Below are 14,379 nucleotides of genomic sequence, written 5' to 3'. Positions count from 1 at the left end.
GAATATTTCAGCCTTCTTGAAACACTTCGTTAGAAAATACCTAACCGACCGATTCGCTCTGCCGCTTCTACCAGGCGATCCTCATCGTCCAACAGTCCTAATCGTACATAGCCTTCTCCACTTTCTCCAAATCCATTTCCTGGAGCAACGACTACATGCGCTTTTTCTAGTAATAGGTCTGCAAATTGCTCAGATGTAAATCCCTCTGGAACCGGGAGCCAAGCAAAGAAAGTACCCTTTGGTGCTTCTACCCTCCAGCCAATCTCATGTAATTTTCGAACGAATTTATCTCTTCTTGCTTGATAGGTCTGGACGAGTTCTACCACATTCTGCTGTTCAGCTAATAATGCCTTTGCAGCAGCCTGCTGAATACCACTAAATAAACTAACATATACATGGTCTTGGATAAGATTAATGCTCTCAATTACCGATTGATTACCAACTGCAAATCCAACACGCCAGCCAGCCATATTATAGGTTTTGGAAAGTGTGTACATTTCAACTCCAATTTCCTTTGCACCTTCAGATTGTAGAAAGCTTTGCGGTTTTTCCCCATCAAATCCAATTGCACCGTAAGCAAAATCATGAACGACACAAATCTGATGTTTTTTAGCTATTTCAATTGTTTCATCAAAAAATGATTTTGTCGCTATTGCCGAGGTTGGATTATTCGGGTAATTTAAGAACATTAATTTTGCTCGGTCTAAATCATGCTCACTTATCGCATGGTAATCTGGTAGGAAATCATTTTCCCTCTTCAACGGCATATAAGCTGTCTCAGCATTTGCCATTGCAATGCCAGACATATAGTCGGGATAACCAGGATCTGGAACGAGCGCAAGATCTCCCGCATTTAGTAAGCACTGACTAATCTCTACTAAACCTGTTTTGGCACCGAATAAAATAGCAACCTCTGTATTTGGATCAATTTCCACTTGGTATTCACGTTTATAAAATTCAGCGATTGCATCCTTCAGAAATTGTTGTCCACGAAAAGGCGAATACTTATGATATTGTGAGTTATCGGCTGCCGTTTTCAACTCCTCAACAATATGCTTCGGTGTTGGTAAGTCCGGATTTCCTTGACCAAGATTTATAATATCATGTCCTTCATTCGCTAGCATTTGAACCTTTTGAACGAGTTTAGCAAAGAACTGCTCTGGTAATCTTGTTAGCAATTCAGATTGTTTAAATTGATGCATTTCTTACCACGCTCCTAAACAGGTCTGTAAAATTCTAGTTACTAACTATAGTCATTAAATTCTAACTTGTAAAGAGTTTTTTTAAATTTAGAATTGTTGACAGAATGAAAAAGCGGTGGGATAATGCATTTCAAACATAGAATATACAATGAATAAATTACTCTTATCACGAGAAGGCGGAGGGAATGGCCCTATGAAGCCCGGCAACCGGTTGCTACGCAACACGGTGCTAAATCCTGCAAGATCCATTGCAAGATAAGAGGAGGAGCAAAAAGACAAATCAACCTCTCTTCCTCTCCTGGAAGAGAGGTTTTTTACGATATCAAGAGGGGGATTAGGATGGATGTCATTCGTGTAAAAGGCGCACCAAATTTATATCTTTGCTATGAAGGAGTACTTGACGATTTACCAAGCTTGTTAAACAAGCATCACTTTCAACGTCCTGCTATCATTCATGGAGAAGCTTCTTGGCAAGCGGCAAAGCCCTTTATTCACTTAGAAGAACCAGCCACGTACGTACAGTATCATGGGGATTGTACACATCAGGAAGTGGCAAGAGTTCGTGATGAAGCTTCGGTTGTAGATACAGATGTCATTATTGGAGTTGGTGGAGGGAAAGTATTAGATATTGCGAAAGCCACCGGCGATACCCTACATCTACCTGTTATCCTAGTTCCAACCTTAGCATCAAATTGTGCTGCTTGGACACCTTTAAGTGTGTTCTACGATAACGATGGAAATTTCTTAGAATACACTGTCTTCAACCAAAGCACCTATATGGTGTTAGTAGAGCCTAGAATAATCGTCCAATCACCAGTAGACTATCTACGTGCCGGTATTGGTGATACGATTGCAAAATGGTATGAGGCTGACGTCTTAACTCGTCATCTAGAATCCAAGCCCATACCTTTAGAGATTGCATTACATGCTGCAGGATTATGTCGAGATGTGCTGTTACGAGAAGGGAAAAATGCAATAACAGCCTTGTCCTCACAAGTGATTACACCCGAATTTTTACAAGTGGTCGAAACCATTATCATGGCTGGCGGTATGGTTGGTAGCTTCGGTGATCATTACGGGAGAATTTCTGGCGCTCATTCCATTCATAATGGCCTCACCTATGTAAATGAAACACATGATTATCTTCATGGTGATAAGGTTGCTTTCGGCGTGTTAGTACAACTAGCAATAGAGGATAGACTAGATGAAATTTCATTCCTTTTGCCGTATTATAAAGAACTAGAACTCCCCATTTCACTAGCAGAATTAGGTATACTAGAAAATAAAGCAGAGGCTATCAGCATTATTGCCCATGGAGCAACTAAACCTGGCGAGTCTATCCATTTAATGGGCATTTCTGACCGTACTATAGTTGAAAAAGCCATTTACAAGATTGAAAACCTTAAACCTAGATAGGAGAGATAGGATGGGATTAAACGTTTCCCTTATACAAATGGATATTAGTTTTGGCGATCCTAAAGCTAATTATGAGCATCTGAAGGAGCTATTTACTAGCTTCGAACATACGAAGCCTGATGTGGTTGTACTGCCTGAGCTATGGACAACAGGCTATGATTTGACCCGCTTAGATGAAATTGCTGACAAAGATGGACACAACTCTATTGACTTCCTCTCCAACCTTGCGTTAACATACAACACCAACATTGTTGGCGGCTCTATTGCTAAGAATGTAAATAATCAGTTTAGCAATACCTTACTCGTTGTGAACCAAGCGGGTAAGCTGATTAAGGAATACAGTAAAGCACATCTATTTCGTCTCATGAATGAAGAAAAGCATCTTATTGAAGGAAATGAAAATGGGAGTTTTACACTTGCAGGACAAAAAAGCGCTGGTGTTATTTGTTACGATATTCGTTTTCCTGAATGGATTCGTACGCACATGCTTGATGAAACAAAGATTCTCTATGTCGTTGCCGAATGGCCAAAGCCGAGAATCGACCATTGGAGAGCTCTCTTAATTAGTCGTGCCATTGAAAATCAATGCTTTGTAATAGCGTGTAACCGAATTGGTTCTGATCCAAATAACCAATTTGGTGGGCATTCTATTATTATTGGCCCATGGGGAGAAATCATTGCAGAAGCTGGAGAAGACGAAACCATTCTCCAAGCCAAGATTGATATCAACCAAGTGGATGAAGTTCGAAATACGATACCGATTTTTAAGGATCGTCGACCGGATATTTACCGATTGTAAGCGATATAGTGGGGCATGATAATCATTCGTTATGCACATAACTGTCCAAACAAAAACAAGAGCGCTTGGAACTCAAAATTGCAGCGTTCTTGTTTTTAATTTCAAATTAATAAAACTATAAAAGACTTTCTATTTCTATGATTTCATCGTGAATGAATTTCTCTAATTTCAATGCCAAATCATCCAATTGATTAATTTCCGTGACAATATAGAGATTAGCACTCATAGAATATGGGGCTTCTTGCTTGTTATCCACCTTAACTTCAATTCCTCCCATTCCTCTTTTACTATCTTGAAGGAAAAATCGCATTGATAAGAAGTGTGTCGTATTTTCCGTTTCATGTCCCGTTACCCAGATAAACTCATTCTTACCCAAAAAATTTGTGAAGTTAGCGATACCATTTTTCAACTCTTCTAATTGTCCATTGTTTAAATATATATCGATTTCGACATTGCAATCACTGCCATATAAACATAGCCTCACTTCAAAGAAATCGACATCTGTCCATATTTTTTTCATGATAAATCTTGGATTAGCCATACTACTCACAACCTATCCTTCTTAATTAATAATCATCTTCAAATTCCTTGAACTGTTTCCATATATAATTTCCTGTTTTTGTGTCAAAACCAGAAAGCTCTTTATACCATAGGAATTCATTTTCACCTAAATCTGTCTGAACTTGATTTAGAACTTTTCGTACAAACGCAATATGCTTCTTTAGAGCTTCTTTAATTTCTGGATAATCTTTCTCTTCATCAATATTCTTTTTTAATTCTTGATAGTGCTTAGAAATATAGTTAATCTGTGTACCAATTATCATTATCTTACCACTCATATCATGATAATGTTGCGCAATCGCTTCTAAATTACCAATATGCTTCTCCAAGAGAATATCACCATTTTCCTCTTGTAAGGTTTTTATCCAAAAATCAACATCATCTTCCCTCAAATGAAATAAGGTTTGAGCTATAGTAACTTGATAGTCAATTCCAATTTTAACTTTATATCCCAGATTCTCTTTATAAAGATGATAATTCATGTAAATGGATGAGACCAACACGATAAGTAGCCCGTATACCATTATCTTTTTTGTCGTTAACTTATTTTTCTCCATTTTCCCCACCTTGATCGATTAATCTTTAAAGAATTATTAAGCTCCCATATCTCATACTATTATAATAAAAAAACGACCAATTTAATGATCGTCTGTTCACCGAGTTACTTCATGACCCTTTTATGAGTTATTTGTCTCTAAAAGGTCTGAATCGAAGGATAGCATTATGCTCCTGTTCTTTTCTAGTTTTCCAACTTTCCTTTATGTACCCCAGTAGCTCTTCCTGTTTTTTAAAAAATATCCTTCTAGAATCCTGATGTTCAACCCGGTTTTCTAACTCAAATTCTGTAGAGATTTGGAAGGTTATACCTTTAAAAACATGATACAATAATTCATCTATGTCATTTGTAGTAATCCTCTTTAATTCTTTTCCACGCTCCACAACTACATAATGATACCCTTTATTGTTTACCTCTATATGAGGTCTAGCCCCGTCTTGTGAAAAACCATATGTTGGTTGAAATGTAGTAGGAGCATTAATATACGCCGAATACTTTTCAACTAAACTCCTAATGTAATCAAGACTTCTAACAGTCATAAATTATATAGTCTCCCGGTATATTATTCTTCTGCAGTTCTTACTGCCATTAGTCGATAGCTGTTCTAAAGAAAATAAATCCAATCTCTTCACTTATTTAATGCTATATTTACGGCTTCCATTGCATGAATTACTGTTGTATCAAACAGCGGAACTTCGGAATCTTCTTGCTTAACTAATAATCCGATTTCCGTACAGCCTAAAATAATTCCTTCTGCCCCATTTTCAACTAAATTTTGAATTACATTTTTATAATAATTCTTTGATGATTGCTCTATATTCCCTAAACATAATTCCTTAAAAATGATACGATTTACGTTAATTCTTTCTTCGCTATTTGGAACGATAACATTGATTCCATTTGACTCTAATCGAGACTTATAAAAATCTTGTTCCATTGTATATTTAGTCCCAAGTAATCCAACCGTTTTTATTTCAGCCTTTAGAATTTGATTTGACGTTGCATCTGCAATATGTAATACAGGTATCTCGATATACTTTTGGATATCATGAATTACCTTGTGCATCGTATTCGTACAGATAACGATAAAATCCGCACCCGCTTTTTCTAAAGATGATGCGACTTCTCCTAATGCTTTACCTGCTTTTTCCCAATCACCATCGGCCTGATATCTTTCAATCTCTTCAAAATCAACACTATATAATAGACACTTAGCTGAATGTAAACCACCTAATCTACTATTAATTTCTTCGTTAATAACGCGATAATACTCCACAGACGATTCCCAACTCATGCCACCGATAAGTCCAATGGTTTTCACAAGTATCCCTCCATTATTTATATTTTGACTACTATATTCATACAATTGCTTTTTAACTTAAATGTATCTAGTTCCATACTAGCATAATCTCCTAAAAATAATATCAGTCTAATGAATTAGAAAAAGACGGTCAAGTATGACCGCCTTGTTAGCTGAAACGCCGATTTACTATTACTTATTTCCTCCATCTCAAATACTTATGAAGATAGTAGTCATTATTCGCCCATATGAAATATCACTTTTTATTTTTCATCACTTCTGCTAATGCCTTAGAATTATTATCTTTTTCTTCATATAGTTTATTAACGATATTGTGATAGTCTTCTTCATTTCGATTTTGACTTAATTTATATGCAGCTTGAACTTCTGTCATTTTAATTTTAAAACCAACAGTGCCTTTAATTTGTTTCTTGGTTTGATTAGAAAGGTTTTCCCATAAAGCTGCATTATCACGATGTTCTTCGTATTTTCGTAATTGCAGTACAAGGTCTTCTTGCAGTTCTTGCTCACTCATTATACTACCTGTTCCATATACATGAACTGATTGATAATTCCATGTTGGCACATTTTCAGACTTATACCAAGATGAGGAGATGTAAGCATGTGGGCCTTGGTACATCACTAGTACATTATCAGCCTCGATTGTTCTCCACTGAGGGTTCGCATAAGCCATATGTCCAGTTATAACGTAATCATCGCCTTGTTGATGTAACTCCAATGGTAAATGAGATGCAATAGGTTTCCCATTTTCTATCGTTACAATTGTCCCAAAAGAGTGCCTAATAATAAATTCTCTGATTTCCTTAAAGTCATTGACATTAAAATGCTTCGGGATATACAAAATAACCCACCTTTCAACAGATCAGTTAAGTGCTTTTTTCATGATTAAGTCTATTTGCTCTTCATCACCCATAGAAAATGCATGGGCTCCAGTTTGTACAAACCCCAATTTTTTATAAAACGCGATAGCATTAACATTCTTTTCCCAAACTCCTAGCCAAATTTCTTTTTTGTTAGACTCGGTAGCAATTTCTATAGCTTTATTTAATAGATATTTACCTAGCCCATGCTTTTGATATTTTTTCTTTATATAAATTCTTTCTATTTCAAATGCTTCCTCGCCCATCTCTTCAGATTGAGCATTGTGAGTATTGACCTTTAAATACCCTGCAACTTCATGATTAAAATAAACAAAATAGAATTCCGAAAAGCGATTTGATAATTCTTTTTCTAATTGTTTTAAGTTAAATGCACTTTCTAGATAAGCTTTCATATTATCTGGTGAATTCTGGTCTTTAAAAGTAGCATTGAATGTTTCAACACTTATTTCTCGGAGTATTTGTAAGTCTTCATGGTTACACTTTGTTATTTTTACATTCATTTGATTAGCTCAACTCCTTTAATCAATATGTTCTTTTGTTCCCCTTTTTTACATATTCCCAGTCTCTCTCAATATTTTTCCGTACTCTCTGCAGAAGTTGGAAAATAGTTTCTTCTTCACTTTCCGAAAGTCCTTCTAACGCAACAGTATTGGAATAGTCATTTTCTCTTTTAATAAGAGGATATACTTTTTTTCCTTTCTCCGTTGGATAGAGCTTCTTAATTTTCTTGTTAAGTTTATCTTCTTTCTTTTCAAGAAAACCATTTATTTCAAGTTTTTTAATAGCTCGGGCTACCGTTGTTCGATCTACTTTTATCATCTCAGCCAACTTTTCTTGAATAATTCCTGGGCTTTCACATACTCGTACAATGTATAAATACTGTCCTTTTGTTAAGTCATATTCTTTAAACTCTATATTACTTATAGAATCTAGAGCCCGTGCAATCATTCCAATTTCTCGTAAAATCTCTTTCATGTTAAACTCCTTGTTATATATTTTGTTGCAAATACAACATAGTTCCTTTACTAAAGATAACTGTTTTTTTGTTGTATATGCAACAAAAATGAAGGGTTTAACAAAGTGAAATAAGTTTTCTAATGCAGAGTCATTTAATATTGCCTTCTGGTTTTCTTTAACGATACAATTGGCACTTGGATCTTCACCTGCTGATGAAATTCCCCATTAATACGAGCTGTTCGTTGGAAATCTGTAGTTTTTATTACATTTACAAGAGTTTTTTCTAATGTTTTGCTTGCATTATAAAAAGGCACAATGAAGTTCACTGTACCTTAAAATAGCAGTTCTATAGTTAATTTCTCCCAAATACAATTCCTTCTAGAGGCATTGTTTAATTTTTATCAATTAAATAAACCTTTTTTCAATAAGTCTTCAAAATCCTTCACACGTAAGGGTTTGCTATAAATATATCCCTGTATTTGATCACAATCATTCTGTTTCAAATACTCCAGCTGCTCTTCTAACTCAACACCTTCGGCAACGACATTCATTCCCAATCCATGGGCAAGGGAAATTAAACTACTCGTTATCACAGAATCTTCCTTTTTTATGAGAACATTTTTGATAAAGGATTGATCAATCTTCAATGTATCAAATTGGAAGTTTTGAAGCTGTGAAAGGGAAGAATAGCCTGTCCCAAAGTCATCCAATGAAATCTTTACACCAATGTCTTTTAGGGTGCTCATCGTATTTTGCACAACTTCAGAGTAGTGTATGAGAGATGTTTCTGTAATCTCCAACTCAATCGATGCGGGATCAATGCCAAATTCAGCTACACTTGTCTTTACAAGCTCTATGATATCCTTCTTTAAGAAATGTTGTGGAGAAATGTTGATAGATATTGGGACAAATGGAAGGTCATTCTTTTCCCATTCCTTTAACTGTTGACATACATTTTTAAACACCCAAGTACCGATTTCTGTAATGAATCCGCTATCTTCTGCTATTGGAATGAATTCTCCAGGTGAGACTGAGCCAAACCGCTTATGCTCCCATCGAAGCAATGCCTCTGCACCGATGATTTCTTCTGCTTTTGCATCCACTTTTGGTTGATAATAAACCTCAAACTCATTAAGTTCTATGGCCTTTCTCATATCCCTCTCTAAGCAATACTTTCGAAAAGATTCTTGATTCATCTCTTTCGTGTAGACTTGATACGTATTTTTTCCTTTCTCCTTTGCATGGGATAATGCTGTATCAGCATTCTTCACAAGCTCAGCTGCGTGATCACCATCCATAGGATAAATACTTATTCCAATACTTGCCGAGATGAACAAATCATAATCGCGATAACGGAAAGGTTGTTCCAATGCTTCCATGATTTCCTGTGCAGCATTTATCGCTTGGGCAGTTGTTTGTAATCTTGGAATACAAACAGCAAATTCATCCCCACTAAGTCTTGCTGAGAAATGGTTTTCTGAACAATTCTTCAACCTTTGGGCAACCTGCTTCAACAACTCGTCACCAACCGAATGACCAAGTCGATCGTTGATGGCGTTAAATCGGTCCAAATCTAGATACAATAAGGCAAATGTTTCTCTCTCTTCATGGTGAAGTTTAATTGCAGTCTCTATGTAGTTCTCAAAGCTTCTTCTGTTCGGAAGTTCTGTTAGATAATCCTGGAATGCTGCTTTATAAAGCTTTTCTTCTGCCTTTTTCTGTTCTGTGACATCCCACATAATACCATCTAAACGAATTAACTTTCCTTCTTGATCACAGAATGGAATAGCTTTGACATTAATCCATTTAACCTCACCAGAGAAATGACGAAGACGGTACTGTTCAAATATCTCTTTCCCATTTCGAATATCTGTCATGATTTCAACAATTTTCTTTGCGTCATCTCGATGAATATACCGATCCCATAGAGTTGGATTTTGAAGTACCTCCTGCAGTTTAAATCCACATAATTCTTCAAATTCATCCGTGCAGAAAAGAATACTTCTGTTTTTTATATCAATGGACCAGATAACTTCTTTCAGGTTATTGTATATCGTTTGAGCTTGTGCTTCGGTTTGTTCGAGCCTTGCTTCTGTTTGTCTATACTCTGTAATATCATGGACGGTTCCAATCATTCGTCTCACAGTTCCATCCTCAGCTCGAATCGTATTTCCTTGTTCATGGACAATCCGTTCAACACCGTCTTTTCTAATAATCCGGTATTCAAAGCTGAATGCTTCACCTGAGAAGTAGGCATCCATACAGTTCTTTTTAAATTCATCCGCATCATCTGGATGAACCATTGAAAGATAATTACCTAGCGATGGCTTGAAATTTTCGATATCCTCAATCCCATATATTCGATACAGTTGCTCCGACCATATTGCTTCTTTACTAATGACATCGTAATCCCAATTCCCAACATTGCTAACAAATTGAACAAGGCTTAGTTCTTTCTGAGCTTTACTTAGCTTTTCCTCATACTCTCTTAGCTCCGAGATATTCTTTGAGATGCCAAAGACTCCTGTCACGTTACCATCACTAAACATAGGAATGTGCGTCATATGGAAATCTAAGCTCTTTCCATCAGCTCTAATTAATACAGCATGATATTTAACAGAATCACCACTTAATGCTTCGTTGAATTTTTTCATTGCATAGGCTTGATACTCAGGTGCTAGTAGCTCATAAAAAGGCTTAGAAATTTCTTCTCTTGATAAACCAGTGAACTCCAAGACAACATCATTACAGTATTGAATATTCCCTTGTAGATCTATCGTATAGACTGCATCAGGATGATTTTCGAATACCGATTTAAACCTCTCATGTGATTGTTTCATTTCCCTTTCTAATGTAACTTGTTGCGTAATATCATTGGCAACACCCACAACTCCAATAATCCTATCGTTTTGTTTTATAGGAACAGCTACAAAATTCACGATGATAGTTGAACTTAATTTAGAATTAATGGAGCACTTCGTTTCCTGAGGTTGCCCTTTCATTACACGACGAAATAGATGAATCATTTCCACACGTTTTCCCTTTTCAACCATAGGAAGAAATGGTTGATTAAGTAAATCCATCTTTGAGCAACCAATAAGCCTTTCTGCTGATTCATTTACATTCTGAATTTTCCCTTCTAAATCTAGAACAAAGGTGGCATCTATATGTTGATTGTAAAAAGTTTTATAAACCTCCTTTGCATCCCAATCCACCTGTAAGTCTTTCTCTAGGGAAGTATTATTAACTGTATTTGACACAATTCTAACCCCTTTATTAATTTTTGACCGTTCATCCATTACTAGACCTATATACCTATATAAAAACTAGTAAATTTTTCCTATCGTCTCTTTATGATAATTGAATATATCAAGAATAGTCAAATTACGACATAACTGACTGCTATGATACACATTTAGTTAAAGCTAGTATCGGTTCATTTTATCTTTCTAATTCATTTTTCACAGAGCAAGAAGCAAGAACGAATGATTAGATAATGTTAAGTGAATAGCGCTTACTGTGGTGGTGAAAACATCTTATTACATAGCGAATAACATATAGATTCGTAGTTTCGCTAATACAAACTATTTCTCACAACGCAAAAACGCTTCGATAAGAACCCCTTACCCAAGCGTTTAATTATTATTTATTAAAATATGATTTTCCTTAAGTACCTATTGCTAGGAAGATACTTTTCTTCTAAAGACATAAGGTTTGACCCTGTTCTAAAGAGTTAGGACAGGGTCAACATGAAGTTGATTAGTAGTTTGTTATAATAGCTAGATTTATGACAAGATTAGGCTCTCTTTATCCAAAATTATTAATAAATAGTTGGCACCATTCCGCCATCCATACGAACTGGAGAACCTTTAAACGCAGACGCAAATGGACTACACAAGAATGTAGCTAGTCTACCTATTTCCATTGGCTTGATAAATCGCTGTATTTCAGATTGAGGTAGATTATGAATCATAAATTGCCTCTCTTTTTCTTGGAACGGTATACTTTCATCACAGTAAATGCCCTCAATAATCGCTTGTACATTTTCTGATAGAGTTGGACCAGGTAGTATTGTATTAATGGTTACTTCTTTTCCTATGGTTAACTTAGACAGGCTTTTTGATAATGATAAAAGCATAGATTTTGTCATACAATATTGAGGCATTTGCCCTGATGGCATCACTGCTTCCTCACTCGCTATAAAAATTATGCGGCCATCATTCTTATGCAGCATTTTTGGCAAATAATATTTTGCTAATCCATTTGCCGCTAATACATTCGTGCGGAAGTATTTATTCCATACTTCATCGTCAATATCTTCATATTGCATGATTTCATAAATACCCATATTGTTCACTAAAATATCGATATCGGGGTATTGATGGAATAACGCTTCCCTCTGTTGTACATCCACAATATCAGCTGTAGCGTTTTGTGGAGAAGTAGCTGGAAATTCTAATTTAATTTCCTTAACAATACGCTCTACCTCTTCATAATTACGTCCATTTATTAAAACGTTAACTCCTTCCTTGGCCAGTTCTATTGCTATTGCTTTACCGATACCTTTTGTTGAACCTGTAATTAAAGCTGTTTTATTATTTAATCCCATTTCCATGATTTGTTACTCCTTTTAAGAACGTTTCAATTTATGTGCGTTATATTTATATGATGATTACGCCAATTGAGTGGTGTATCACCTTCCCAAATGCGAAAAGCTCGGTAGAACGAGCTTTGGTCCTTATACCCAACCAAAAATGCCACTTCTTTTATCTCTAGCAGTGGATCTGCCAAGTATGCTCGCGCCTGCTCATGGCGGGCCTGGCTTAACAGTTGTTTAAAGCTAGTTTCTTCATCCATAAGTCTGCGTTGTATCGTACGCTCGCTCATTCCCAACTCACTTGCTACATCTCGTAGTTCTTGATGGTCTCCTGTTAAATTGCGTTTTAATATCCACTTCACTATCTCCGAGATAGATTGACTACTTCGTTTGTCATGTAATGTTTGGTCCAATACAGGGGTTAATACCTCTAATAATTCAGCATTGTACGAAGTAAAAGGGCGATCTAAATCCCTTCTGTGCATTGTCAATCTGTTACTTGCTGCGTCATAACGAATAGGACAACCGAAAAATTCTTTAAGTGCCTGTCCCTTATCCATTGAAAATGTAAATTCAACTAACTTCGCATTTAAAGGAAAACCGGTCCCTCTACGCCCTAACTCCAGTAGAAAAGCAAGCGTGGTTCCAATTAACAGTGGTGGACCAGGCTGTTCATCATTCAACCAATCCAGTTCAATTGAGCAACTATCGCCTTCCTCCACAATACTTAATTTTTCGGGAGGACACATTTCTTTGTAACGAATCATTCGATTTAGGGCGTCACGATAATCACGGGCATGGAAAGCCGCCAAGACAGACGGCGGATAATGAGCTGTTTCAAATGCTGTTGGAAGCTTAATCATTCCTTCTCCCATATCCCCAATCAAATCGGAGTACGCGTGCCAAATTGCTAAATATTGCTCGGTGCTGACCACTGATTCGGTAATGACGGTAAGTGGCAGTTTCGCTTTTCGAACTACATCCTGCTCCGTTATTCCTAATTGACGTAGTCCAGCCCAAAACCCATTTGGTATTCTAATACGATTATTCGAAGTCATATAGGTTACACCTCCTTAGCTAATCAACACAATAACGCTTAGTTCATTTTACTTACGATTCGTCGTTCTGTAACTAGCATTCTACGACAATTCACTTTCATTACGCGCCAATTGGTGCTGAGCTACAGATTAGGTAAGTTTTCTACTTACTAATACTTACTTATGAAACTAAACTGTACGTAAAATCTTTAAAAAGTACCTATAATTATTCGAAGTACAGTTACTTTTCATTTCCTCATTTTTTCAAATGAGTCATATATTCAAACGCCGTTGTTCCATAAATACTTTTAAAGTGTTTGTTTAAATGGGTTAAATCAACAAATCCACACGCAGCTACAGCAGTATAAATATCACAATTTCTCTCTATTAACTGCTTCGCCTGTTCAATCTTACAGTTCAAAAAGTATTGGTATGGTGAAATTCCAGTATGTGTTTTAAAAAATCTAATAAACTGGAATTTTGATAGGTCTAGCTCTTTACATATTTCATCAAGTTTAAGTACATTATCTAGGTTCGTATGAAGTATATCTTTCGCTTTACGAATTAGCGCGTGATCTTTCTTATAATCAGTAGAAATATTCGTTTGAATAAGATTATCGATGAGCGTTACGAGTAATTCATTACACAACGCCTCATCTTTATCACTTAATATTGCATGAGAAAGATTTAATATCTTTTGTCGAAGACTATAATCATACACAACAGGGGTTTGAAACCTTACGACATCTCTTTCTTCAATAATTTCTAAAAACAAATCTGGATCAATATATAGAATTACATAATCAAGTCCTGTATCATCATGAGCCCTTCCATCATGCGCTTGTTCCGGATTAAAAAGCATTACTCCGTTTTGATAGGATAGTTGTAAGCTACCATCCAAATTATAATGCTGCACTCCACGCAAGGTTACACCAACTGCATATTCTTTGTGAGCATGATTTTTATAAGTAAAATCAGTGATACTCGCTGACAATGCCGTGACACCTGCTGATTTTTTATAGATAAATTTATTCACTAAATTCACCTCTTCA

At 36.1% G+C, this 14,379-nt stretch carries 14 protein-coding genes and 1 riboswitch; of the genes, 2 read left to right on the top strand and 12 right to left on the bottom strand.

The annotated features are described in order from the left end of the window. Positions 1-29: 29 nt before the first annotated feature. Entirely contained in the window at positions 30-1,202 is a 1,173-nt protein-coding gene (locus ABC228_RS13785; protein ID WP_345825725.1) for a pyridoxal phosphate-dependent aminotransferase, read from the bottom strand. A 160-nt stretch (positions 1,203-1,362) separates the two neighbouring features. Continuing rightward, positions 1,363-1,464: riboswitch (SAM riboswitch) on the top strand. A 77-nt stretch (positions 1,465-1,541) separates the two neighbouring features. On the opposite strand from ABC228_RS13785, the gene ABC228_RS13780 reads away from it, so the two are divergent. Both ABC228_RS13780 and ABC228_RS13775 read left to right on the top strand, forming a co-directional pair. Continuing rightward, on the top strand, positions 1,542-2,618 hold the full coding sequence (locus tag ABC228_RS13780) for an iron-containing alcohol dehydrogenase family protein (protein WP_345825724.1): 1,077 nt from the start codon (positions 1,542-1,544) through the stop codon (positions 2,616-2,618). 10 nt (positions 2,619-2,628) lie between these two features. Next, positions 2,629-3,417, top strand: coding sequence for a carbon-nitrogen family hydrolase (locus ABC228_RS13775; RefSeq protein WP_345825723.1), 789 nt, complete (start codon positions 2,629-2,631; stop codon positions 3,415-3,417). A gap of 115 nt (positions 3,418-3,532) precedes the next feature. On the opposite strand, the gene ABC228_RS13770 is transcribed toward ABC228_RS13775, so the two are convergent. The 11 genes from ABC228_RS13770 to ABC228_RS13720 all read right to left on the bottom strand — a co-directional run bounded on the left by ABC228_RS13770 (position 3,533) and on the right by ABC228_RS13720 (position 14,363). Further along, a complete protein-coding gene (locus ABC228_RS13770; RefSeq protein WP_345825722.1) occupies positions 3,533-3,958 on the bottom strand; it encodes a hypothetical protein in 426 nt (141 codons plus the stop codon). Positions 3,959-3,983: 25 nt separating this feature from the next. Continuing rightward, positions 3,984-4,535 (bottom strand): hypothetical protein, encoded by a 552-nt coding sequence (locus tag ABC228_RS13765; protein ID WP_345825721.1) that lies wholly within the window; start codon positions 4,533-4,535, stop codon positions 3,984-3,986. Between the two features lie 127 nt (positions 4,536-4,662). Then, positions 4,663-5,073: an Imm63 family immunity protein gene (locus tag ABC228_RS13760; protein ID WP_345825720.1), complete on the bottom strand. Its 411-nt coding sequence runs from the start codon at positions 5,071-5,073 to the stop codon at positions 4,663-4,665. Positions 5,074-5,162: 89 nt separating this feature from the next. Further along, positions 5,163-5,855: an aspartate/glutamate racemase family protein gene (locus ABC228_RS13755; RefSeq protein WP_345825719.1), complete on the bottom strand. Its 693-nt coding sequence runs from the start codon at positions 5,853-5,855 to the stop codon at positions 5,163-5,165. 235 nt (positions 5,856-6,090) lie between these two features. Continuing rightward, positions 6,091-6,696 (bottom strand): FMN-binding negative transcriptional regulator, encoded by a 606-nt coding sequence (locus ABC228_RS13750; RefSeq protein WP_345825718.1) that lies wholly within the window; start codon positions 6,694-6,696, stop codon positions 6,091-6,093. Between the two features lie 21 nt (positions 6,697-6,717). Then, positions 6,718-7,236, bottom strand: a complete 519-nt coding sequence (gene paiA / locus ABC228_RS13745) for a spermidine/spermine N(1)-acetyltransferase (RefSeq protein WP_345825717.1) — start codon at positions 7,234-7,236, stop codon at positions 6,718-6,720. Positions 7,237-7,258: 22 nt separating this feature from the next. Beyond that, positions 7,259-7,711, bottom strand: coding sequence for a MarR family winged helix-turn-helix transcriptional regulator (locus ABC228_RS13740; protein WP_345825716.1), 453 nt, complete (start codon positions 7,709-7,711; stop codon positions 7,259-7,261). A 383-nt stretch (positions 7,712-8,094) separates the two neighbouring features. Further along, a complete protein-coding gene (locus ABC228_RS13735) occupies positions 8,095-10,953 on the bottom strand; it encodes an EAL domain-containing protein (protein WP_345825715.1) in 2,859 nt (952 codons plus the stop codon). A gap of 560 nt (positions 10,954-11,513) precedes the next feature. Then, on the bottom strand, positions 11,514-12,308 hold the full coding sequence (locus ABC228_RS13730) for an SDR family NAD(P)-dependent oxidoreductase (protein ID WP_345825714.1): 795 nt from the start codon (positions 12,306-12,308) through the stop codon (positions 11,514-11,516). 26 nt (positions 12,309-12,334) lie between these two features. Beyond that, positions 12,335-13,348, bottom strand: coding sequence for an AraC family transcriptional regulator (locus ABC228_RS13725; protein ID WP_345825713.1), 1,014 nt, complete (start codon positions 13,346-13,348; stop codon positions 12,335-12,337). Positions 13,349-13,583: 235 nt separating this feature from the next. Then, entirely contained in the window at positions 13,584-14,363 is a 780-nt protein-coding gene (locus ABC228_RS13720; protein ID WP_345825712.1) for an AraC family transcriptional regulator, read from the bottom strand. Positions 14,364-14,379: the final 16 nt, after the last annotated feature.

The sequence above is a fragment of the Ornithinibacillus xuwenensis genome (assembly GCF_039614845.1).
Lineage (GTDB): Bacteria > Bacillota > Bacilli > Bacillales > Amphibacillaceae > Ornithinibacillus > Ornithinibacillus xuwenensis.
This window is presented reverse-complemented; position numbering and strand designations above follow the sequence as displayed.